The sequence below is a fragment of the Mycolicibacter minnesotensis genome, from assembly GCF_010731755.1.
GTDB classification, from domain to species: Bacteria; Actinomycetota; Actinomycetes; order Mycobacteriales; family Mycobacteriaceae; genus Mycobacterium; species Mycobacterium minnesotense.
The window spans coordinates 1,558,754-1,583,257 of sequence record NZ_AP022589.1 but is presented as its reverse complement, the minus strand read 5'-3'; the positions used below and the strand labels follow the sequence as shown (position 1 = coordinate 1,583,257).

Below are 24,504 nucleotides of genomic sequence, written 5' to 3'. Positions count from 1 at the left end.
CCAAACTTCATGACAGACAGAGACAGCACAACTGTGGGCCACACAGATAGGAAATCCCAAATGGCGGTAGGGCGTAACACTTCGGGCATCGGTCAGCAGGGTCGGCGTAGCCGGCGACTGTTGGGGGCCAGCAGTGCCGTTGGTGCGTTTTTGACGTTTGGGATGGCGCCGTTGTCGGCGGCGCCTGCTGCGCATGCTGATGAGTTGGACTGGGTGGTTGATCTGCTCGGTGCGGATTTGGCGACTGCGTTTGCGGATCTGAGTCAGGCGTCGTCGTGGGACACGTTGTTCGATCAGGGGGCGTGGGAGCCGCTGTTGTCGAACTTGGGTGTGTCTTTTGATGCGTCGGTGGCGGATCTGCCGGGTGTGGCGGCTGCTGATGACTGGTTCGGTTCGTTGTTCTACACGCCGTTGTATGACTTGGGTCAGGCGTGGATCTTGAGCCCGATCGGTGAGCAGGTCAACTCGGTTATCAACCTGTTCGGTTTCGGTCAGATTCTGATCGGTAATGGTGCCGACGGTATTGATGGTGGGACGTTGGCGCAGGCTGCTGGTGGTGCTGGTGGTTTGTGGTTCGGTGATGGTGGTGACGCGGGTACGTCGCTGGATGGCATCGGTGGTGTCGGTGGTTCGGCGGGTTCGTTCGGTAATGGTGGTGCCGGTGGTGACGGCTTCGATGGCGGCGATGGTGGCGCTGGTGGTGCTGGCGGCTGGTGGATGGGTGTCGGTGGTGACGGCGGCGCTGGTGGTGAGGGCATCGATGGTGGCGTCGGTGGTAATGGTGGTGCCGGTGGTGCTGGTGCCGGTTTGTTCTATGGCGTTGGTGGTAATGGCGGCTTCGGTGGCGACGGTGCGTTGGGTGCTGCCGGTGTGGCTGGTCTTGCCGGTCTTGATGGCGGTAATGGTGATAACGGTGGTGCCGGTGGTAACGGTGGTGCCGGTGGTCGGGGTTCGTGGCTGATCGGTTCCGGCGGTAAGGGTGGCGCTGGTGGCGAGGGTGCTGCTGGTGGTGCTGGTGGTTCTGGTGGCGATGGGATCGATGCGATCCTGGCCGGTGCTGCGGGTACTGATGCCGGTAATGGTGGCAACGGTGGTCTTGGTGGTGCGGCTGGCGCTGGTGGCGCTGGTGGTTCCGGTGGTCTGATCGGTGCGGCGGGTCTTGCTGGTATCGGTGGCAATGGCGGCAATGGTGGTGCTGCTGGTGCTGGTGGTAATGGTGGCGCGGGTGCTGATGGTGACTCCTCGACGCTTGATGGTGGCGCTGGTGGTGCTGGCGGTAACGCGGGTGTTGCGGGTAATGGTGGCGCGGGTGTGGTTGCCGGTTCTGTGGGTGCTGCGGCGACCACGGGTGGTGCTGGTGGTGCTGGTGGTGACGGTGCTGACGCTGTGGTGGCGGGTGGCACGGGTGGTGCTGGTGGTGCTGGTGGTGACGCTGGAAACCTGGGTAATGGTGGCGCGGGCGGCAACGGCGGCGCCGGCGGTGTCGGTGAGGCCGGCCAGACCGACGGCAGCGGCGACGGCACCAGCGGCCTCGTCGGTGGCCTCGGTGGCGTAGGTGGCGCTGGTGGTGCGGCGGTTGCCGGTAACGGTGGCGCTGGTGGTACCGGTGGCCGGGGCGGTTCCGGTGGTGTCGGTGGCTCCGCGGCGGATGGCACAGCCGGTGTGGATGCGATTGCCGGTAGTGGTAACAACGGTGGTGACGGTGGCGACGCGAGCGGCATCGCCGGCGTTGGTGGTGACGGCGGCGCCGGTGGCGCCGGAGGCGTCGGTGGTACCTCTGTGCTCGGAAACGCCGGTGTGCACGGCGTCGGTGGTATCGGTGGCGACGGTGGCGTTGGTGGCGCCGCAGGCGTGGGCGGCACCGGTGGTGCCGGTGCCGGCGGCGGCCTGGGCGCCGCAGCTGGTAATGGTGGCAACGGTGGTAACTCGAGTTCGGTTGCGGGGCAAGGCGGTGCCGGTGGTGCCGGTGGCTCCAGCGGTGGCTCGAAGTACGCGGCCGATGGTGCAGACGGTGCGGTTGGCAGCACAGGAAACGGTGGTACCGGCGGTGTCGGTGGCGCCGGCGAGCTCCTCGGCGACGGCACGGTCCAGGCCGGTGGCGTCGGTGGCACCGGTGGTAACGCCGATGTCGACGGCAATGGTGGCGCCGGTGGTGCTGGTGGTCAGGGCGCGACTGGCGAGAACGGATTCACCGACGGCCTCGGCAATGGCACGGTTGGCGTCACCGGTGGTACGGGTGGCGCCGGCGGTACCGGTGGCATCAGCGGTTCGAACTCTGGCATCGGCGGCGTAGGTGGCGCCGGTGGTACCGGTGGTACCGGTGGCAACGGCGGTGCGGCGGCGGCCGCCACGGTTGCTGGCGGCGCCGGCCACAACGGCGGCGGTGCCGGCACTGGTGGCATCGGCGGCGACGGTGGCGCCGGCGGCGCCTCTGCCAATGGGGGCCTGGGCGGCGCCGGCGGTGTCGCGGGTAACGGTGGTGACGCGGGTCAGGCCGCGGCCGGTGGTAAGGGTCTCGGTGGTGGCGGCCTGAACGCGGCCGGCGCCGGTGGCGTTGGTGGCGCCGGCGGCGTTGGTGGCGCTGCCGGTCAGGGCGGTACGGGCACCGATGGCGGTGCCACGGGCGCCGCTGGTGACGACGGTGCTGGTAGCAACGGTGGTGTCGGCGGTGCCGGTGGCGACGGGGTCGGTCTGGCCAGCGATGGTGTGACCGGCCAAGCTGGTGGCGCTGGTGGCCACGGCGGAAACGCGGCAGTCGACGGCAATGGTGGCGCTGGTGGCGCCGGTGGCCGGGGTGCCGACGGAACAGACGGAACGACAGACGGCAGCGGCAACGGAACCGCGGGCGGCAACGCCGGAGCCGGTGGTCAGGGCGGCCTCGGCGGCGCGGGCGGATCCCTCTCTGGTGATGGTGGCACCGGTGGCACCGGTGGCGAGGGCGGTATCGGCGGAAGCGGCGGTGCCGCAGCCGACGCAACGGTCGCCGGGGCTGCCGGCGGCAACGGCGGCAACGCCGGAGCCGGTGGTGCCGGCGGCAAGGGCGGTACCGGTGGTAGCGCAGCCCAGGGCACCGGTGGTGCGGGCGGCGATGCCGGTAACGGTGGTGCGGCCGGTGTGGCCGCCAACGGTGGCGCCGGACTCGGTGGCAACGGCCAGGATGCGGCCGGCAACGGTGGTACCGGCGGCAATGGCGCCAACGGTGGCGCTGCGGGTATCGCTGGTACTGGCGGGGCAGGCTCCGCCGGCGCGGGTGCAGGCGGAGCCGCGGGCGAGGCCGGCGTGAGCAGTGACGGCGCCAACGGTGGTGCCGGTGGTAACGGCAGCGGACTGGCCAGCAATGGTCTGACGGGCCAGGCCGGTGGTGTCGGCGGTGCCGGTGGTAACGCCGCAACCGTCGGCAACGGCGGCGCTGGCGGTGTTGGTGGCCTGGGTGCCACCGTCGCGGGAATCACGGACCTCGCCGGCAACGGCACCGCGGGCTTCCTCGGCGGCACCGGTGGTAACGGTGGTGCCGGTGGTGCGGGTGGCTCCACCTCCGGTAACGGTGGCGCCGGTGGCAACGCGGGCAATGGTGGTAACGGTGGCGCCGGTGGCGCCGGTGCCAACGCGACCGTTGCCGACGCCGCGGGCGGTAACGGCGGCAACGCCGGAGCCGGCGGCCAGGGCGGTATCGGCGGTGCCGGTGGTTCGGCCACCAGCGGCGAAGGTGGCGACGGTGGTAACGCCGGTGACGGTGGTGACGCGGGCATCGCGGGTGCCGGTGGCTCGGGTCTCGGCGGTGGCGGTGCCACGAACGCCGGTGCCGGTGGTCACGGTGGTGCGGGTTCGGTCGGCGGGGCCGCGGGTGCCGCAGGCGTCGGCGGCGCCGGGAGCCAAGCCGGCGCCCAGGGCGCCGCGGGCAGCGCGGGTGCCGGGAGCGACGGCGGTGCCGGCGGTAACGGTGGCGCAGGTGCGGGCCTGATCAGTGCGACGAACACCGGCCAGGGTGGTGGTGCCGGTGGTGCCGGTGGCGCCGCGGCCCTGGTGGGCAACGGCGGTGCCGGTGGCCAGGGTGGCGCCGGTGCGACCGTCGACGGAATTACCAACGGTTCCGGAAACGGCACCAATGGTGCCGACGGTGGATTTGGTGGCCAGGGCGGCGTTGGCGGCGCCGGTGGCTCCGTTTCGGGCAACGGTGGCGCGGGCGGTAACGGTGGCGCGGCCGGCAACGGTGGCCACGGTGGCCACGGCGCCAATGGCACGGCGGGTGTCAACGCCATCGCGGGCAGCGGTGGCAACGGAACCGACGGTGGCGACGCCGGCAACGGTGGTGTCGGCGGTAACGGCGGTACCGGCGGCAACGGTGGCGCCGGCGGTAGCGCCACCAACGGTGCGGTCGGTGCTGAAGGCCTCGGCGGCGTGGGCGGTAACGCCGGTGACGCGGGTAACGCCGGAAACGGCGGCCAGGGCGGTAACGGTGCAGGCGGCGGCGTTGGTGTCAAGGCGGGCAACGGCGGCGACGGCGGCCAGGGCGGTGTCCGCGGTACGGCCGGCGCGTCTGCCGGCCAGGGCGGCTGGAACGCCAGCGCGACGCAGCAGGCCAGTGACGGTGCGGCGGGCGCTGCGGCGATCGGCGGCAACGGTGGCGCCGGCGGTAACGGTGGCGTCGGTCTGGTGCACGGCAACGGCACCCCGCAGGCCGGTGGCGATGGCGGTAGCGGTGGCGCGGCCGGCACGGTCGGCGTCGGTGGTGCGGGCGGTAACGGTGGTGTTGGCTCCACCGGCAAGGCCGGTACCGACGGTGTCGTCGACGGATTCGGCAATGGCACCGGCGGCACCAACGGTGGTGTCGGTGGCCTCGGCGGCAACGGCGGTAACGGTGGCGCCGGCGGTAGCGAGTCGGGCGACGCCGGTGCCGGTGGCGCCGCGGGTGCCGGCGGTGCCGGTGGCCGTGGTGGCCACGGTGCGAACGGTGCCAACGCGGTCAACGCGGTGTTCGGCAGCGGCCTCTCCGGTGCAGACGGCGGCGATGGCGGCAGCGGCGGCAACGGTGGCCTGGGCGGTAACGGCGGCGTCGGCGGCCTCGGCGGCACCGCCACGGTCGGCAACAACGGCGCGGCCGGTGCCGGTGGTGCCGGTGGTCAGGGTGGTGCCGCAGGCAACTCCGGCAACGGCGGCACCGGTGCCAACGGCGCTGGCGGCGGCGTGAACCTGGTGGCCGGTAACGGCGGTAACGGCGGCGACGGCGGCGACCGTGGTCAGTTCGGACTCGGCGGCCAGGGCGGCCTGAGCGGTTCCGGTCAGCAGGCCGTCAACGGCGGCAACGGCGGCATCGGAACAGGCGGTAACGGTGGAGCCGGTGGCCGCGGTGGCAACGGTTCAGTGCTGGCCGGCGGCATCCCGCAAGAGGGTGGCGCAGGCGGCGCCGGCGGTGACGCCGGGACCATCGGTAACGGTGGCGCCGGTGGCGCCGGCGGCTCCGGCAGCATCGGCGGCAACGGCGCGAACGGCAACACCGGCGGCGTGGTCCACGGTGGAAACGGTCTCTCCGGCGGCAACGCTGGCGACGGCGGCGCGGGCGGCAAGGGCGGCTCGATCTCCGGTAACGGTGGCGCAGGCGGCGGTGCCGGCGTGGCCGGCACCGGCGGCAACGGCGGCAACGGTGCGGTTGGCAAGGCGGGCCTGGACGCGGTCGCCGGCACGGGCGGCGTCGGCAGCAACGGCTCTGCCGGCGGAAACGGCGGCATCGGTGGAAACGGCGGTAACGGCGGTAACGGCGGCGCCGGCGGATCCGCGACCAACGGCGTGGCAGGCCTGGACGGCTTCGGCAGCGTCGGTGGTAGCGGCGGTAACGCCGGAACCGGCGCCGACGGTGGCCGCGGTGGTAACGGCGCCGGCGGCGGCGTCAACCCGATCGCCGGTACCGGTGGCAACGGCGGTACCGGTGGCAACATCGGGGTGGCCGGCACCGGCGGCGACGGTGGCTTCGATGCCAGCGGCACCCAGCGGGCCGACGGCGCCGACGGGGCCGCGGCCGCGCACGGCGGTAACGGTGGTAACGGTGGCAACGGCGGCAACGGAGCCTTCGGAACCGGACAGGCCGGCGGCAAGGCCGGTAACGGTGGAGCCGGTGGCAACGTCGGTAACGGTGGTGCGGGCGGCAACGGTGGTGACGGCGCCAGCGGAACGGCTGGAATCACCGGTGGTGACGGCAACGGCACCAACGGTGGCAACGGTGCGGCGGCCGGTATCGGCGGCAACGGCGGTGCCGGTGGAGCACTCTCCGGAAACGGTGGCGCGGGCGGCCACGGTGGCGCGGGCGGTAGCGGTGGCAACGGTGGCAACGGCGCGGCCGGCACCGGCGGCGGCAACGGTGGCAACGGTGGCGCGGCGGGCAACTCCGCCAGCGGCGCGGCCGGCGGTCAGGGCGGCAACGCTGTCGCCGGCAACGCCGGTGTGGGCGGCAACGGTGGTAACGCCGGCAACGCGGGCAACGGTGGCGTCGGTGGCGTCGGTGGCGGCGGCGGCCTCAACGCCGTGGCCGGTAACGGCGGTAACGGTGGTGCAGGTGGCGACCGGCTCGGTGCCGCCGGCATCGGTGGCGCGGGCGGCCTCGGTGTGGGCGGCCAGGCGGCCAACGGAACCGATGGGGCGCTGGGCGGCGGCGGCAACGGCGGTAACGCCGGAAACGGTGGCGCCGGCCAGATCCTCGGCAGCGGCGCGTCGCAGAACGGCGGAAACGGCGGCATCGGTGGCGCGGCCGGCATCATCGGCAACGGCGGCGCCGGTGGTAACGGCGGAGTCGGCGCGACTGGCGCCAACGGCATCATCGACGGCAGCGGCAACGGCACCAACGGAACCGCCGGCGGTGTCGGCGGTAACGGTGGCGTGGGTGGTGCAGGCGGTAGCCAGCTTGGTAACGGTGGCGCAGGTGGACGCGGCGGCTTCGGCGGTAACGGTGGTATCGGTGGCGTGGCCAACGGCGCCGACGGCACCAATGCGACTGCGGGCAGCGGCCTCAACGGCGGCAACGGCGGCGACGCCGGCGTCAGCGGCAACGGCGGCCTCGGCGGCCAAGGTGGTGCCGGTGCGCTTGGTGGCACCGCGACCAACGGAGCGCAAGGCGCGGTCGGTCTCGGCGGCAAGGGCGGCGACGGTGGGGCCGGTGGCCAGGCCGGTCGCGGCGGCAACGGCGGTGCCGGTGCCGGCGGCGGCATCAACAACGTCGCAGGTGACGGTGGTAACGGTGGGCGAGGTGGCTTCGCCGGTGTCGGTGCGGCTGGGGGCGCCGGTGGTGTCGGCGCCAACGGCACGATCGCGGCCGGCGGCACCTTCGGCGCGGCCGGAAGCGCGGCCACCGGTAACGGCGGTAACGGTGGCGCCGGTGGCGCCGGCCAGATGCTCGGCAGCGGTATTGCCCAGTCCGGCGGTAACGGCGGTGCCGGCGGTGGCGCAGGCGCGGTGGGCACCGGTGGCGCCGGTGGTAACGGCGGCGCAGGCGCGGCGGGCGCCAACGGCACCACGCAGGTGTCCGGCGAGGGCTCGAACGGTGTCAGCGGCGGCTTCGGCGGTAACGGTGGCGCCGGCGGCAAGGGCGGCCTGACGTCTGGTAACGGCGGTGCGGCCGGTAACGGTGGCGCCGGTGGTACCGGCGGTAACGGTGGCAACGCGGCCAGCGGCGCCAATGGCGCCAACGCCACCGCAGGAACCGGTGCTGCCGGTGGTAACGGTGGCGACGCCAACGGCAACGGTGGTAACGGTGGCGCCGGCGGCAAGGGCGGCAACGGCGGCATCGGTGGCACTGCGACCGTCGGCTCCACGGGTGCCAACGGCGTCGGTGGTGCCGGTGCCCGAGGTGGCAACGCCGGCAGCGCCGGTAGCGGCGGCAACGGCGGCAACGGTGCCACGCTCACCGTCGGAAACGGCACAGTCGCGGGTGCCGGCGGTAATGGCGGCAACAGCAACAGCAACGCAGGCGCGGTGGGTGTCGGCGGCGCGGGCGGCTGGAACGGCAACAACACCGTTCAGGCCGGCGGCGGGGCCAACGGCTCGGCCGGTGCGGCGGGTAACGGCGGTAACGGCGGTAACGGCGCCACGGGCGCCGCGGGCAACGCCTCGAACAACGGCCAGTCCGGTGGCGCCGGCGGTGCCGGCGGTAGCGCCCTGCTCGACGGCAACGGCGGCAAGGGCGGCAACGGTGGTGCCGGTGGTGCAGGTACTACAGCCGGCGCGGCGGGTGGAACGGGAACCCAGCCGGCAGCCAACTCCGGCTTGAAGGGTGGAACCGGCGTCGATGGTGGCGCGGGCAAGAACGGCGGCAACGGCGGTGCGGGTGGTGCCGGTGGCGCCAGCGGCACCAACTCGGGCAACTCCGGTTCTGGCGGCAACGGCGGCAACGGTGCTACGGGTTCGGCCGGTGGCGCGGGCGGCAAGGGCGGTACCGGTGCGGCCGGTACCAGCACCACGACGGCCGGCGGTGAGGGCGGCGACGGCGGTAAGGGCGGCAACGGCGGCAACGGCGGCACCGGCGGCACGGCCGGTGCGGCAGGCGCCCAGAACAACGGCACCGGCACATCCGGCACCAGCGGCACCACCGGCACCAACGCCGCCGGCGGTAACGCTGGCAAGGGTGGCACCGGCGGTAACGGTGGCACGGCCAGCGGCTCCGGCACCGCCTTCCCCGGCGGCAAGGGCGGAACGGGTGGTCAGGGTGGCCAGGGCGGCACCAGCGGTGGTGGCAACGTCCCGGCCCCGGGCGCGGCCGGGACCGCGGGTGGTAACCCGTCGGGCACCGGTAGCCGCACGGGTGGCACGGGCGGTGCCGGTGGCGCCGGCACCACGGGAGCCACCGGCTAATGGCCTCACCGAACACCCCGCGGCTGCCTAGCCAGGTAACCGAAGAACCTCCAGCGGTACCGAGACCTCGGCACCGATAACAACTCGATCAGACACAACATCACCGACATGGGTTCGTCGCAGAATAGGGAGTCCCGCATGACTGACAAGCAGCACGGCAAAGGGCGTCGTGGGTCCGCTGGCGCCTTAGGCCGCCGGGGTGGCCGGGTGGCCGCTGCCGGGAGTGCGGTTGGTGCGTTTTTGACGTTTGGGATGTCGCCGTTGTCGGCGGCGCCTGCTGCGCATGCTGATGAGTTGGACTGGGTGGTTGATCTGCTCGGTGCGGATTTGGCGACTGCGTTTGCGGATCTGAGTCAGGCGTCGTCGTGGGACACGTTGTTCGATCAGGGGGCGTGGGAGCCGCTGTTGTCGAACTTGGGTGTGTCGTTTGATGCGTCGGTGGCGGATCTGCCGGGTGTGGCGGCTGCTGATGACTGGTTCGGTTCGTTGTTCTACACGCCGTTGTATGACTTGGGTCAGGCGTGGATCTTGAGCCCGATCGGTGAGCAGGTCAACTCGGTTATCAACCTGTTCGGTTTCGGTCAGATTCTGATCGGTAATGGTGCCGACGGTATTGATGGTGGGACGTTGGCGCAGGCTGCTGGTGGTGCTGGTGGTTTGTGGTTCGGTGATGGTGGTGACGCGGGTACGTCGCTGGATGGCATCGGTGGTGTCGGTGGTTCGGCGGGTTCGTTCGGTAATGGTGGTGCCGGTGGTGACGGCTTCGATGGCGGCGATGGTGGCGCTGGTGGTGCTGGCGGCTGGTGGATGGGTGTCGGTGGTGACGGCGGCGCTGGTGGTGAGGGCATCGATGGTGGCGTCGGTGGTAATGGTGGTGCCGGTGGTGCTGGTGCCGGTTTGTTCTATGGCGTTGGTGGTAATGGCGGCTTCGGTGGCGACGGTGCGTTGGGTGCTGCCGGTGTGGCTGGTCTTGCCGGTCTTGATGGCGGTAATGGTGATAACGGTGGTGCCGGTGGTAACGGTGGTGCCGGTGGTCGGGGTTCGTGGCTGATCGGTTCCGGCGGTAAGGGTGGCGCTGGTGGCGAGGGTGCTGCTGGTGGTGCTGGTGGTTCTGGTGGCGATGGGATCGATGCGATCCTGGCCGGTGCTGCGGGTACTGATGCCGGTAATGGTGGCAACGGTGGTCTTGGTGGTGCGGCTGGCGCTGGTGGCGCTGGTGGTTCCGGTGGTCTGATCGGTGCGGCGGGTCTTGCTGGTATCGGTGGCAATGGCGGCAATGGTGGTGCTGCTGGTGCTGGTGGTAATGGTGGCGCGGGTGCTGATGGTGACTCCTCGACGCTTGATGGTGGCGCTGGTGGTGCTGGCGGTAACGCGGGTGTTGCGGGTAATGGTGGCGCGGGTGTGGTTGCCGGTTCTGTGGGTGCTGCGGCGACCACGGGTGGTGCTGGTGGTGCTGGTGGTGACGGTGCTGACGCTGTGGTGGCGGGTGGCACTGGTGGTGCTGGTGGTGCTGGTGGTGACGCTGGAAACCTGGGTAATGGTGGCGCGGGCGGCAACGGCGGCGCCGGCGCCGCTGGCACCGCTGGTGAGACCGATGGCAATGGCGACGGCACCATAGGTCTCGCTGGTGGCGCCGGTGGTATCGGCGGCGCTGGTGGTTCGGCTATCGCTGGTAACGGTGGCGCCGGTGGCGCCGGTGGCGCGGGTGCCGCAGGTGGTGCCGGTGGCGACGCGGCCAACGGTGTCAACGGTGCGGATGCCGCTGCGGGCAGCGGTAACAACGGTGGTGACGGTGGCGACGCGAGCGGTATCGCCGGCGTTGGTGGTGACGGCGGCGCCGGTGGCGCCGGAGGCGTCGGTGGTACCTCGGTGCTCGGAAACGCCGGTGTGCACGGCGTCGGTGGTATCGGTGGCGACGGCGGTGCCGGTGGCGCAGCAGGCTCGGGTGGCAACGGTGGTGCCGGTGCCGGCGGCGGATCTGCAGCAACGGCAGGCGCCGGCGGCAAGGGCGGAAGCTCCACGTCGATCGCCGGACAGGGCGGTAACGCTGGCGCCGGTGGCGCCAGTGGCGGCTCGAAGTACGCGGCCGACGGCGCTGCGGGCGCTGTGGGTTCCACCGGAAATGCCGGCGACGGTGGCGCAGGTGGCGCCGGCGAGATCCTCGGCAATGGCACCGTCCAGGCGGGTGGCGCGGGTGGTAACGGCGGTGACGCCGGTGACGTCGGTAATGGCGGTAACGGTGGTGCCGGTGGTCAGGGTGCAACCGGTAAGGCGGGTGCCACCGACCTCAGTGGCAACGGCCTGTCGGGTGGAACCGGTGCGGCCGGTGGTGCCGGTGGCGTGGGTGGCGCAGGTGGTGCGCTCTCGGGCAACGGCGGCAATGGCGGCGTCGGCGGCGTCGGCGGTACCGGCGGTACCGGCGGCAAGGGCTTCGACGGTGAAAACGGTGTCGACGCCGCAGCGGGCAGCGGTGGCAACGGCACCGATGGTGTCAATGCCGGTAACGGCGGAACCGGTGGTACCGGTGGCGTCGGTGGTCAGGGCGGTGCCGGCGGCACCGCGGCCGCGGGCAACGCAGGCGCCCAGGGCGACGGTGGCGCCGGTGGTCTTGGCGGTGCGGCCGGTGACGCCGGCAACGGCGGTAACGGTGGTTCGGGCGCGGGCGGCGGCAACAGTGCCACCGCTGGATCCGGCGGCAACGGCGGCCAGGGCGGTAACCGCGGCACGGCAGGCTCTGGTGGCGCCGGCGGTTGGAACGCGGACAACACCGCGCAGGCCGCTACCGGCGACACCGGTGCGGCGGGTGCAGGAGGCAACGGCGGTAATGGCGGCCACGGCGGCGAGGGCGAGCTGCTCGGCGGCATCGTCGCGCAGACCGGTGGCGCCGGTGGTAACGGCGGTGCCGCCGGTAACGACGGCCAGGGTGGCGTCGGCGGCAACGGCGGTAGCGGTGCATCGGGCGTCAACGGCACCACGGTCGTCATCGACGGTACGGCTGGCGGTAGCGGTGCCTCTGGTGGTCACGGTGGTACCGGCGGCGCCGGTGGCGCGAACTCCGGCGATGGTGGTGCCGGTGGTGCCGGTGGCCAGGGTGGTCACGGCGGTAACGGCGGCGCAGCCGATGACGCGTACCTCCTCGATGGTTCAGGCGGCAACGGTGGCGCAGCGGGCGCCGGCGGCGCGGGCGGCAACGGCGGCTCGGGTGGCATCTCGGCCACCGGTACTGGTGGCATCGGTGGTGCGGCCGGCAGTGGTGGTGACGCCGGTATTGCGGCGGTCGGCGGTCAGGGTGGTGGCGGCGGGGGCGGATCCAACGCCGGTGCCGGCGGTAACGGCGGTGACGGTGCCGCCGGAGGCAAGGCCGGTACTTCCGGTGTCGGCGGCATCGGTGTCGTCGGTGGCAACGCTGGTGCAGTGGGTACTGACGGGGTCAACGCTGACGGCGCCGATGGTGGCCGCGGTGGCGACGGCGTCGGCCTGATCAGCGCGACCAACATCGGCCAGGGCGGTGGCGCCGGTGGTAACGGCGGCAACGCCGGCACGGTCGGCAACGGTGGCTTCGGTGGTACCGGTGGCGCCGGCGCGACGGTGGACGGAGTCACCGGCAACGGTGGCAACGGCACCGATGGCGCTGTCGGCGGTATCGGTGGCGACGGCGGCCAGGGTGGAACCGGCGGCAGCATCTCGGGCAACGGCGGTCACGGCGGCTTCGGTGGTGTCGGTGGCCAGGGTGGCGCCGGTGGCGCGGGTGCCAACGCCACGGTGGCCGACACCGACGGCGGCAACGGTGGCAACGCCGGCGCCGGTGGTGTGGGCGGTAACGGTGGACAGGGCGGCACGGCGACCAACGGCGCCGGTGGCGACGGTGGTAACGCCGGAATCGGTGGCAATGGTGGCGTCGGTGGCGTCGGCGGCACCGGCCTCGGCGGCGGCGGCGCTGCCCACGCGGGTAACGGCGGTAACGGCGGTAGCGGCGCACTCGGTGGCTCCGCAGGCCAGGTCGGCCTCGGCGGTACGGGCACCACTAACGGGGCCAACGGCTCCGCGCGGCCCGACGGCGTCGCCAGTGACGGCGGCATCGGCGGCCAGGGTGGCGCCGGTGTGGGTCTGAGTGGCGGAGTCGGCCAGGGCGGCGGTAACGGTGGCGTCGGTGGTAGCGCTGCCGCGATCGGCAACGGCGGTGCCGGTGGTGCCGGTGGCGTCGGCGCGACAGTGGACGGCTTCACCGACGGCTCCGGCAACGGCACCAACGGCTACGTCGGTGGTGTTGGCGGTAACGGTGGCGTCGGTGGTCTCGGTGGATCCACCTCCGGCAACGGCGGCGCCGGCGGCGTTGGTGGAGCCGGCGGAAAGGGTGGCTCCGGTGGCGCCGGTGCCGACGCGACTATCGCGGACACCGCAGGTGGCAACGGTGGCAACGCCTCAGCTGGTGGCGCTGGCGGTACCGGTGGTACTGGTGGCGAGGCGCTTGCTGGAATCGGCGGCGTGGGCGGTGACGCCGGTGCCGGTGGCTCCGGTGGTGGCGGTGGTGTCGGCGGTACGGGCCTTGGCGGTGGCGGTGGTGCCACCGCAGGTGCCGGCGGCAACGGTGGTAACGGTGCAGATGGCGCGGTAGCCGGTAAGGCAGGCGTCGGCGGTGCGGGTACCGACGGCAATGGCGCATCCGGCAACGGCGGTGCGGCCGGTCTCGGAACCGACGGTGGTGCCGGTGGTGCCGGTGGTCTTGGTGCCGGTGTGATCGGCGTCAGTGACATTGGTCAGGGCGGTGGCGCTGGTGGCCACGGCGGTAACGCGGCGACCGCCGGCAACGGTGGTGTCGGCGGTGTCGGTGGCGCAGGTGCCGCTGGTACTGAAGGCATTACCGACATCAACGGCAATGGCACCAACGGCACTCACGGTGGTGCAGGTGGTACCGGTGGCATCGGCGGCCAGGGCGGAACTGCTGCCGGTAACGGTGGTGCCGGTGGTGTCGGTGGCGCTGGTGGCGCTGGTGGAAACGCGGGCAACGGTGCCAATGGCACCAGCGGAGTGGTGGTCACTCCCGGTAGCGGCGGGTCTGGTACCGATGGCACCGACGGTGGTAACGGCGGAATCGGCGGTAACGGTGGTGCCGGTGGTACCGGTGGCGCCGGTGGCACCGCCAGCAACGGTGGCGCCGGTGCCGAAGGTGCCGGTGGTGTCGGCGGTAACGCCGGCAACGCGGGTAACGCCGGCAACGGTGGCCGCGGTTCGGACGGCGCCGGCGGCGGAAGCGGTTCGGTGGCAGGCTCCGGCGGTAACGGCGGCAACGGTGGCAACCGTGGCTCCGCGGGTACGGCCGGCACCGGCGGCTGGAACGCCTCCAGCACCAGCCAGGCGGCTGGCGGAAGTGCGGGTGCCGCAGCGACTGGCGGCAACGGCGGCGCCGGCGGTAAGGGTGGCACCGGTGTGCTGCTCGGCGATGGCACCGCTCAGATCGGTGGTGCCGGTGGCTACGGCGGCAACGCCGGAACCATCGGTACCGGTGGCGCGGGCGGCAACGGTGGTGCCGGCGCAGCCGGTGCCGTCGGATCGGTCGCCACGGCAAACGGCGGAACCGGCGGCAACGGCGCAGCCGGTGGTAACGCCGGCAGCGGCGGTAAGGGCGGCACGGTCTCCGGTAACGGTGGTCTGGGCGGCGTCGGTGGCGCGGGCGGCAACGGTGGCGCCGGTGGCGCGGGCATCGAGGGCCTGGCGGGCGCCAACGCAATCGCAGGCTCCGGCGGCAACGGTGGCGACGGCACCAACGGTGGCAACGGCGGTAACGGTGGCGTCGGTGGAGCCGGTGGTAACGGTGGTGCCGGTGGCTCCGCGACCAACGGCACCGCAGGGCTCAACGGAAGCGGTGGTATCGGCGGTAACGGTGGTGCCTCCGGTGTCGCGGGTAGCGGCGGTCACGGTGGCGCGGGTGCCGGTGGCGGTGCAGATGCCACCGCTGGCCACGGTGGTAACGGCGGTTCCGGTGGTGACCGCGGCGTCGGTGGTGCCGCGGGCAAGGGCGGCCTGAACGGCGACGGCGTGACCTACCGTACGAACGGTTCCATCGGTGCCGACGGTGGCGGCGGTAACGGTGGTAACGGTGGTGCCGGTGGTATCGGCCAAATGCTGGCCGACGGTGTGACTGGTCAGGCTGGTGGCTACGGCGGTAACGGTGGCGCGGCCGGAATCATCGGTACCGGTGGTGCCGGTGGCGCTGGCGGTAACGGCGGCAGCGGCGTGGGCGGTCTCACTGACGGTGGCGGCAACGGGACCCTCGGCGGTAACGGTGGCTTCGGTGGTGCAGGTGGTAACGGCGGCACTGGCGGCACCATCTCGGGCGCCGGTGGTGTCGGTGGTGCCGGCGGCACGGGCGGCAGCGGTGGCAACGGCGGCAACGGTGTCGTCGCGGGAGCCGGCAACTCGGGCGGCACCGGTGGCCAGGGCGGTAACGCAGCCGCCGGTGGTGCTGGAGGTATCGGCGGTAACGCCGCCAACGGCGCGGGTGGTGTCGGTGGTGCCGGTGGTAACGCCGGTAACGCCGGTAACGGTGGCTCCGGTGGTGCGGGCGGCAACGGCGGCAGCGGCCTGGTCGCCGGAAACGGTGGCGACGGCGGCACCGGTGGTGACCGCAACCTCGGCGGTATCGGTGGAGCTGGCGGCATCGGCCAGGGCAGCACGCAGGCGGCCAGTGGCCAGGCCGGAACCAACGGTTCCGGTGGCGACGGTGGCGCCGGCGGCAACGGTGGCAACGGTGTGCTCTTGCCGGGCGATGCCGCACAAGATGGCGGTGCCGGCGGTAAGGGCGGCGCGGCCGGAGCGATCGGCACCGGTGGTGCCGGCGGTAACGGTGGAGCGGGTACGGCCGGAGTCAACGGCATCACCGACGGTGGCGGCGATGGCACCTCCGGAACTGCAGGCGGCAACGGTGGTGCCGGTGGTGGAGGTGGTGCCGGTGGCACGACCTCCGGCAACGGCGGCGTGGGCGGTCTCGGCGGCGTCGGTGGCGCGGGTGGCCACGGTGGCGCCGGTGCCAACGCAGCCAATGGAGCGAACGCCGGCGCGGGCACGGGTGGCAACGGTGGCGACGGCGCCGACGCGACCAGCACCAACGGAAACGGTGGCGCGGGCGGTAACGGTGGCGCCGGCGGTGTCGGTGGTTCGGCGACCCTCGGTGACACCGGCGCGGCCGGTGCCGGTGGCGCGGGCGGTGTCGGTGGTAACACCGGCAACGGTGCCAACGGTGGCAACGGCGGTAGCGGTGCTGGTGGCGGCGTGAACGCCATCGCTGGGTCCGGTGGCCACGGTGGTGCCGGCGGTGTTGCCGGTACGGCGGGCTCCGGTGGCTCCGGTGGCCTCGGTGGCGACGGAACCGCGGCTGACAATGGTCAGGACGGTGCCCTCCTCGGTGCCAACGGTGGTAACGGTGGCGTCGGTGGTAACGCCGCGCTGGGCCAGCTGGGCGGCCACGGCGGTAACGGTGGCGCCGGCGGAACCATCGGTCACGGCGGTGCAGGCGGCGACGGCGGTGCCGGTGCCAACGGTGTCGCGGGTATCACCGATGGATCCGGCAACGGCACTGACGGCACGGCCGGTACCGCGGGCGGTAACGGCGGCCTCGGTGGTGTCGGCGGTTCGATCTCCGGTGACGGCGGTGTGGGTGGTAACGGTGGTGTCGGTGGCCACGGCGGTGGTGGCGGCAACGCGGCCAACGGCGCCGCGGGCACCAACGCGGGTGCGGGTACCGGCGGCAATGGTGGCGTCGGTGGCAACGCCACTGGCGCGGCTGGCGCCGGTGCTGAAGGTGGCGCCGGCGGTAACGGTGGCGCCGGCGGTACCGCGACTCTCGGCAACAGCGGTGCGGACGGCGTCGGTGGAGTCGGTGGCGACGGTGGTGCCGGCGGTAACGCCGGTGTCGGTGGCCGCGGTGGCGACGGTGCGGGCGGTGGCTCGAACCTGGTCGCGGGCTCTGGCGGCAAGGGCGGCAACAGCAGCAGCACCGCCGGTGCGGGCGGCGCGGCCGGGGCCGGTGGCCTCGGTGGCGATGGCGCCTCCCAGGCCGACAGCGGCGCCGCGGGCAAGGGCGGCGCGGTGGCGGTCGGTGGCACCGGCGGTAACGGTGGCAACGGCACGGTGCTGGGCAGCGGCCTGGCGCAGGCCGGTGGTCACGGCGGTACCGGCGGTAGCGCTACCGGCGAATACGGCAACGGTGGCACCGGTGGTAACGGTGGAATCGGTTCGAGTGGCACCTCGGGTACCAACGCCGCCAACGGCGCCGGCGCTGCCGGCGGCAACGGCGGTAACGGTGGCTCCGCTGCCCAGCACGGCACCGGTGGCACCGGTGGTAACGCCGGCGCCGGTGGTAACGCCGGTGCCAACACCTCGGTCGCCGGAAACGGCGGAACCGGCAACATGCCCAAGGACCCGAACGGCAACGCCATGCCCGGTGGTACCGGTGGTGACGGTGTCAAGGGTGCCACCGGGTTTGCGGGTGGCGCAGGCGGTACCGGCGGCGTCGGTGGTGCCGGTGGCACCCTGACCGGCGACGGCGGCAAGGGCGGTCTCGGTGCCAACGGCGGTATCGGCGGTACCGGCGGTACCGGCGGCAACGGCGGTATCGGCGGTGCCGGCGGCGCCGGCGGCCTCGGCTTGCCCGGCCGCACCGGTGGCACCGGTGGCGAGGGTGGCCAGGGCGGCGACGGCGGAGTCGGCGGCGCGGCCGGCCAGGGTGGCGCCGGCGGTGTCGCGCTGGGCGACGGCAAGTCCGGCGAACACGGCGCCGGCGGCTTCGGCGGCAAGGGCGGCGTCGGCGGTAAGGCCGGCGTCGGTGGCAACGGTGGAGCCGGTGGCGCCGGGTACAACGGCCTCGTCGGTCAGGGCACCGGCGGTGGCGGCACCGGTGGCTCCGGCGGTAACGGTGGCCAGGGCGGAACCGGTGGCCAAGGTGGCCTCAACGCCGACGGCACCCAGGCTCAGGGCGGCGCCGGCGGTGTCGGCGGCAAGGGTGGCAACGGCGTCAACGGTGCTAATCGGCCCAGCAAGTCCAGCTGGGCAGGCGGTGGCGGCAGCGGTGGCAAGGGTGGTTCCGGCGGAACCAACGGCGACGGTGTCGCCGGTAACGACGGAGTCGCCGGTGGCAAGGGAACTGCCGCCGGTGCGGGCAAGGGCCCGGCCGGTGTGGGCGGCACCGGTGGCGCTGGCGGCACGGGCGCGCCGTAGCCCAACGCGAACGTACGAATCCCCGGTCCGACACTTCGGTGTCGGGTCCGGGGATTCGTTCGTTGCAGGGCTAGCCGAACTTCAGCCGAACAAAAAGGGCGGTGACAGAGGGATCTGTCACCGCCCCGGCCGGGTGCGTCTCTGGCTAGTTGCGATGCCCCGGCATGTCTTCCGGGCTCCGAAGCCAGGCGAACAACGCGATGTGCTGATCCCACTTGGCCATGTAGTGCTCGCCGAGGAAGGTGCCGCCGCGGCGCTCCCAGAACCGGCGTCCGTAGGAGCCTTCACCGGCATTGGTGTCGCCGATGATCCGTCGGCATTCTGGCTCGGCCGCGAAAATACTGGCCACCAGGGGGCCGAAGATATTCTTGCCGTGCCCCTTCTCGACCATCGAGGGATCGGCCATCGCGCCGTGCAGGCCAACGTCGTAGGGCAGGGCGTCATACACGGTGGCCAGGTCGTCCTTTGCCACCCGGAACAGCTCCATATAACCGAGCGGTTCCCCGTCGACGCTGTAGACGTACGGGCGTGAGTACGTATCCGCGAATTGGACATCCATGTGGCGCTGCCACTGGTCGGCCGGATAGGCGTAGCCCCAGGTGTCGGCCAGATGCGGCCGGTTCATCCATTCGGAGATCATCGCGGCGTCGCCGGGCTGGTCTGCGAAACGAATACTGTAGGGCTCAGCGAGTATCGGCAGTGGCGGAGCCGGCACCGAGTTGATGTAGTCGCTGAGACCAGTCCGATGCCGCGGCATGCGCGCACTCATCGCGCACCCGAATCCGTTGTCGCCGAATCGGCTTGAGTGGTCATTGCACGCGCCTCCTGGGCATCCTTTGACGGCAGCGCCGTCGCCTATCGGTATCGACAATGATGCTACGTCGACACAAGAGTGCCAGCGCCGAAATCCCGCCCCTGCCGCGATCGAGCGTGTTTGTGCGGCGACCGCGCGGCGAAGACCGGCATTCTGTGCCCGCTCGGGAGCTGCCTAGAGCGTCAGCACTACCTTTCCCGTCACCTCACCCGACGACAGCATCCGGTGCGCTTCGGCGGCCTGCTCGATGGGCAGCCGCGCGCCGATCACCGGCTTGATCCGGCCGTCATCGAGCATTGGCCACAGATCGGTGGTCACCGCGGAGACCACCGCGCCCTTGCTGTGCGGCCCTTCCACTGGCCGACCGCGCAACGCGGTGCCGATCACCCGGGCGCGCTTGGCGATCAGTTTGCCCAGGTTCAGCTCGCCCTTGACCCCGCCCTGCATGCCGATGACGACCAACCGCCCGTCGTTGGCCAGCGCATCGACATTGCGGTCCAGGTAGGCGGCCCCCATGATGTCCAGAATCACGTCGGCGCCGCCAGCGTCGCGGATCCGAGCCACGAAGTCCTCGTCGCGGTAATTCACGGCGATCTCGGCGCCCAGCTCGCGGCAGAACTCCAATTTGGCCTCGGACCCGGCAGTGACGGCCACCCAGGCGCCCAATTGACGCGCCACCTGAATGGCGTGACTGCCCACCCCGCTGGCACCACCGTGCACCAGCAGGAGCTGGCCCTCTGCGAGCCCGGCTGTGAGCACCAGGTTCGACCACACGGTGCAGGCCACCTCGGGCAGGCCGGCGGCGTCCACCAGATCGACGCCGACGGGGATCGGTAGCACCTGGGCGGCGGGAACGGTGACGTACTCGGCGTAGCCGCCCCCCGCCAGCAAGGCGCAGACCGGTTGTCCGATGGTCCACTCCGCCACCTCGTCGCCCACCGCCTCGATAACGCCGGAGACCTCCAGGCCCAGCGTGTCGCTGGCCCCCGGTGGGGGTGGGTACAGTCCCGCCGCCTGCAGCAGGTCCGCCCGGTTCACACCGGCTGCGGTTACCCGAATCAGCACCTCGGCTGGGGCCGGCGCAAGGTCAGGGACCTCCTGCCACGTGAGGACCTCGGGGGACTCGGCGACGATGGCACGCATGTCGGACACGCTACTACCGGGCCCAGGCGGGCCTCGTGTGTCCGATCGGCCGGGGTACGATTTTCTGCGGTGGCGTGGCAGAGCGGCCTAATGCACTCGCCTTGAAAGCGAGAGACGGCTAAAACCGTCCGGGGGTTCAAATCCCTCCGCCACCGCCATCTGGTGGCCGCTGTTCCCAGAGCGAGCCACAAGCATCACGAAGCCTCAGGAGCTCGATTTCCGCAGCTGATGGCTAATTCCACCCCTTGGACTATGGCCTCAGCGCCAGGCACGTGCCGAGTAGCCCTGTGCTGAAGGGCAATTGACGACCGCTCTCGGCCGAACGGTTGGTTGGACGACTTGCCGCCCGCTCTGCTGAATGCATGCAAGCAGCCTAGCTGCGTCAAACTGCCAGCCGAAAACTACGAATCAAGTTGGCGCTCAGCAGAATACAGACATCCGCAAGCAAAGACAGGATCGCGCCGGATGGCCGGTGACTGGCAAAGAGGCGGTAATCCATCCATATGTGACGGTCCTGTCCGGTGCCGCCAGTGGGTCTGGCATAGCAGCTCTGAACTTGGGAACCGGCGCGAAAACGCAGGTATTTTGGGTAAGTCTGGTTAACATAGTCGCATGGTTGCTCCCTCTCGGCGCCGCACCGCCAGTGATCTCCCAGGTCTTGACATCGCGGAGCAGAGGTCATGGCAGAACTATTTGAATGCAGCCTTGCGGTTTCATGCGGCGATGGATCATTGCCTCACTGATTCGCATCATCTGTCCGTCATCGACATGCGGGTCCTGGATATCTTGGACAAATCCGAGAACGGGGCCGCGCGGATGGGTGACTTGGCTGACGCGCTGGCCGCGAGTGCTCATCACATGACCAAGCGGATCAGTCGACTTGAGGGCCGCGGCTTGGTGCGCAGAGAGCAGAACTCCGAAGATCGGCGCGGAGTCGTGGCAACGATCACCGCCGAGGGCCGCAGCATGGCAAAGCATGCGAGCGCCGACTACGCGCACGGAGTAAAGACGCACCTCGTGGGTTCTCTTTCGCGTCGTCAACTCACCACGCTTGAGGAGAACTGTCGCCGGATCAACATGGGTCTGGAGCAGGTTGGCTCGCCTCCCTAATCCGCGAATTTCCACCGCTCGCGGGTTCTTGAGCGGCTGAATTTGGTCCGACAAATGAGTGCCCATGTGGCCCGGACTGCAATATGCGGTAGCACCGAAAACTAGCTGTTGGGGCACCTCTTTGCAAAAGCTGGCTGGATACCGTATGTGTCAAACGAGCCGCTTTTGGTTTGCTCCTTCTTTGGTCCAGTAGCCAGATCAGCCGGGAAGGCAAAAATGCAACATGTTCTATCCATAGAGAGTCTCGCTAACCGAGTGAAACGCCGACCACGGTATTGAACAGCTGCTTAGGCTACCTCCGTCGATTTGAGCTACGTCGATGGAGTCCTAGAACGAGTTCTCATTACTACCCACGGGTTAGTTTCCGATTGAACCAACTATGTCTCGTAGTAATAGTTGCTACCGTCTTCCAGAAAAGGCCGCGGAACTGCACCTATGTCGGCCAAGCAGGCGTTGCGGGGCGCACCCTAACGAAACTCATATAGCCAGCGGCGGTCTAAGTACCGCCATTTTGGCTGGCCGCTTGGCTGGGCTATTCGGTACCGTCGCCCGCCGTGGACAATGGCGCCAAACCGCCGGCGATGAGACTTCCGGGCCTCGATGAGATTGAGCAGCAATCCTGGCAACAGTTCGTGGAGTCCTCGATCGGTCTCTTGACTGCCCTGAATCGGAGCCTGATGGTCCAGCACATGCTGGACCTCTCCGAGCTCCGTGTCCTTGAGCTCCTTGCCAAGTCCACTACGGGATCGGCGCGGATGAGTGAACTGGCCGAAGCGCTGACTCTTCGCCGCAGTCGGGTGACATGGCTGACCCGCCGGCTGGAAGCCCAGGGCCTGCTGCGCCGCGGTCCAATTCTAGGAGACGGCCGCGGAGTGGGAGCCCAGATCACCTCCGACGGTCGGGCGAAAGTGCGCGAGGCCTACCGAACCTACGCAGACCAGATCCGAAAGCTCTACGTCAATCAGATGTCGAGGCAGCAGATGCTCGCCCTCGGGGCCAGCTGCCAGAAGATCAATTCATCGTTGGAAGAGAACGAGATTCGGTCCCAGTCCGGTGGCAGCTCAGCCGAACCGGAGTGAGGACGTCGTCGTCGATCCGGCGCAGAATCGCAAATACATACATTATCGGCACCATTGAGCATTAGCATCGCTCGTCATGGAACGCCGGAAGGCGATTGAGCGGGCGGTGCTGGAGCTGCCAGAGCTCGACGCTGCCGAGGGCGCATGCGTTCGGCAGTTCACCGATTCGTCGTCGCGGCTGCTCGCAACGCTGAACGACAGATTGATCGGCGCGCACGGATTGAGCTTGTTCGCGGTGCTGGTTCTCGATCTGCTCGCCCGGTCGGTCGCGGGGTCTGCCCGTATGCGCGACTTGGCCGACGCATTCGAGCTGGCACCTAGCCGGGTGACTCAGCTGATCGCGCGGCTCGAGGAGCAGGGCCTGGTGTGCAGGCGAAAGCATCCGGGCGATCGGCGAGCAGTGCTCGCCACTATCACCCGGGCGGGACGAACCAAGCTTCAACCTGCTGTGTCGACCTATGCCCGTGGAATCCGGGCGCACTACCTGGAGCGGCTGTCACGCCAGCAGGCCATCGCACTCGGGGACGTCTGCCGGAGGGCGGGTGTGCCGCCACTTCCGGCCGACGAGCCCTGATCGACGCCGTATCGGCAGCTGACGTCTGGGTGACAGCCGCTATTCAGAATCTCAGGAGATCACACCTCTTGTAGGTGCCCTTCGGGGTGAGGCTGACGAGGCGTGCCCCGAAGATCCGTTGAGGAGCATCTGTCACCAGCGTCGACACGCGTCAAATTTGCGGACAACGCAACTTTGCTCATACCGGCGCCGTCACGGCATCAAATCATTTGACACGTGTTTTTGTGGCGCAGCCAGCGCTTTGTCCTCTCCTGGATGTCATCCCAGGTCAATCCATATAACGCGCCGGCTGGAAGCGTAATTGCGCGAGGTGAACGTGTTCCAGTTATTACCGACTGGTAATTTCCATTTGAACGATTGATGCTGACTAAAACGTTTGCTGCAAACCTATCGCAGTACGTTCTAGCACGCTTTTCTGTCGGGGTGGCGGTAGCCGAGCCTTCGGCGTAGCGCAGCGATTGACGGGTTGAGCTCCAGCGCTGCTGATTTTCAGCTCACCCTCAGTTACGTTGCGAGCACTGATTCACATCATCGAAGGAGCTCCCTTGCACGCCATTCTTCGCCCCTACGCAACGGCCGGCGTCGTCGTCGTCGGGACCGGCTTGATCGCCGCCACGCCAGTGGCGGTACCGGCGCCCATGGCCCACACGGTTGTTGACGTCGCGCTTACCGCCGGGGGCCTGCCCAGCCTGGCCGAGCCCTGGATTGACGTGTACAACAACTCGGCCGCCAACGCGACGACCCTGCTCAACAACTACTTGCTGGCTCCCGGGGTGGCTTGGCAGCAGCTCTACGCCAACGTGATGGGTTATGCGCAGCAGTTCCTCGACGACCCGAGTGCGACTTCGCTCGCCGACATCAACCAGACCATCCAGGAGCACTGGGTGGCGGTCCGCGACGGTTGGTCGCTGCCGTTGGGTGTCGACCAAGCGACGTACAACACGGTTAACCACCACACGATTGACGGAACCATCACGACAGGCCATCTCCTGCTGATTGCCCAGGTGCCGGGCTATCTGCCGCCCGGCACCGACGTCGACGGGGTCAACGCGGCGTTGAACTGGATGATCTCGCCGATGTCGGCCATGCTGATGGGATCGCTGGGCCCGGGCATCAGCCCGTGGATCGCAATGATGAACAGCATCGGCGAAGGCGATGACCTTAACGGGATCATGGCCAGTGCCTGGGACGGCTTCCTCAATGGCGCTGTCCTGCATTTGGATTCGCTACTTCCGATGATCAACGACGCAGGCTTCCTGCCCGCTGGCATGAGCTTGGACCGCTTGGATTACACCTTCGGTGGACTGCTCACCACTGGCAGCGTGCAGCTAGCCAACTACCAGGTAGTTGGTGCCGGCGACGAGGTGCTGGCTACGGTTCCCACCGTCGGCGGCTCCCTGTTCAACGGCCTGGGTTTGGAAATGGTCGGCGTCCCGTTCCTGAACACGATCAACGTCGTGGGTCAGGGGATCGGCCCGATCGCCGCCTGGGAAATGTGGGGCCAGACCATCAGCGCACTGCTCGGGTCGGGCTGGGACGGGAAGAACACCGTTACCGTGACGCCGCCGTGGGTGGGAACCGAATTGCCGATCATCCCCGACGGCTTCTTCGATGACGGCGGCGCGAGCGCGCAGGCCTCGGACGTGTTCAGCGGGTTGGAAGACGTGCTCTACGGGCTCTTCAGCTGATCCATCACCGCAAACCCTAACTACCCCAATTCTTTACATCTGATGAAA

8 protein-coding genes and 1 tRNA gene are annotated in these 24,504 nt (G+C 70.2%); 7 read left to right on the top strand and 2 right to left on the bottom strand.

The features are described from left to right. Positions 1-60: 60 nt before the first annotated feature. Positions 61-8,835: a PE family protein gene (locus G6N09_RS20270; RefSeq protein WP_220096734.1), complete on the top strand. Its 8,775-nt coding sequence runs from the start codon at positions 61-63 to the stop codon at positions 8,833-8,835. A 138-nt stretch (positions 8,836-8,973) separates the two neighbouring features. After that, positions 8,974-18,048, top strand: a complete 9,075-nt coding sequence (locus G6N09_RS07505; protein ID WP_163752704.1) for a hypothetical protein — start codon at positions 8,974-8,976, stop codon at positions 18,046-18,048. Between the two features lie 145 nt (positions 18,049-18,193). Here the strand turns inward: G6N09_RS07505 and G6N09_RS07500 are convergent, their stop codons facing one another. Then, the gene (locus tag G6N09_RS07500; RefSeq protein WP_109558907.1) at positions 18,194-18,817 is read right to left on the bottom strand and encodes a GNAT family N-acetyltransferase; all 624 of its coding nucleotides are present in this window, start codon (positions 18,815-18,817) and stop codon (positions 18,194-18,196) included. A 219-nt stretch (positions 18,818-19,036) separates the two neighbouring features. After that, the gene (locus G6N09_RS07495; RefSeq protein WP_197745912.1) at positions 19,037-20,005 is read right to left on the bottom strand and encodes an NAD(P)H-quinone oxidoreductase; all 969 of its coding nucleotides are present in this window, start codon (positions 20,003-20,005) and stop codon (positions 19,037-19,039) included. Between the two features lie 68 nt (positions 20,006-20,073). Between G6N09_RS07495 and G6N09_RS07490 the strand changes: the two genes are divergently transcribed. The 5 genes from G6N09_RS07490 to gjpA all read left to right on the top strand — a co-directional run bounded on the left by G6N09_RS07490 (position 20,074) and on the right by gjpA (position 24,456). Continuing rightward, positions 20,074-20,163 (top strand) — tRNA-Ser (locus G6N09_RS07490). Positions 20,164-20,617: 454 nt separating this feature from the next. Continuing rightward, positions 20,618-21,115, top strand: a complete 498-nt coding sequence (locus G6N09_RS07485; RefSeq protein WP_083025346.1) for a MarR family winged helix-turn-helix transcriptional regulator — start codon at positions 20,618-20,620, stop codon at positions 21,113-21,115. 554 nt (positions 21,116-21,669) lie between these two features. Continuing rightward, a complete protein-coding gene (locus G6N09_RS07480) occupies positions 21,670-22,194 on the top strand; it encodes a MarR family winged helix-turn-helix transcriptional regulator (protein ID WP_234806991.1) in 525 nt (174 codons plus the stop codon). 76 nt (positions 22,195-22,270) lie between these two features. Then, on the top strand, positions 22,271-22,768 hold the full coding sequence (locus G6N09_RS07475) for a MarR family winged helix-turn-helix transcriptional regulator (RefSeq protein ID WP_083025348.1): 498 nt from the start codon (positions 22,271-22,273) through the stop codon (positions 22,766-22,768). Between the two features lie 545 nt (positions 22,769-23,313). Further along, positions 23,314-24,456, top strand: a complete 1,143-nt coding sequence (gene gjpA / locus G6N09_RS07470; protein WP_083025581.1) for an outer membrane porin GjpA — start codon at positions 23,314-23,316, stop codon at positions 24,454-24,456. Positions 24,457-24,504 lie beyond the last annotated feature (48 nt).

What these genes read in the sequence shown, in the direction of transcription:
- G6N09_RS07485 (WP_083025346.1), top strand. Translation starts at nt 20,618, where the DNA reads ATGGTTGCTCCCTCTCGGCGCCGCACCGCCAGTGATCTCCCAGGTCTT.
- G6N09_RS07495 (WP_197745912.1), bottom strand. Translation starts at nt 20,005, where the DNA reads ATGCGTGCCATCGTCGCCGAGTCCCCCGAGGTCCTCACGTGGCAGGAG.
- G6N09_RS07505 (WP_163752704.1), top strand. Translation starts at nt 8,974, where the DNA reads ATGACTGACAAGCAGCACGGCAAAGGGCGTCGTGGGTCCGCTGGCGCC.
- G6N09_RS07500 (WP_109558907.1), bottom strand. Translation starts at nt 18,817, where the DNA reads ATGAGTGCGCGCATGCCGCGGCATCGGACTGGTCTCAGCGACTACATC.
- G6N09_RS20270 (WP_220096734.1), top strand. Translation starts at nt 61, where the DNA reads ATGGCGGTAGGGCGTAACACTTCGGGCATCGGTCAGCAGGGTCGGCGT.
- G6N09_RS07475 (WP_083025348.1), top strand. Translation starts at nt 22,271, where the DNA reads ATGGAACGCCGGAAGGCGATTGAGCGGGCGGTGCTGGAGCTGCCAGAG.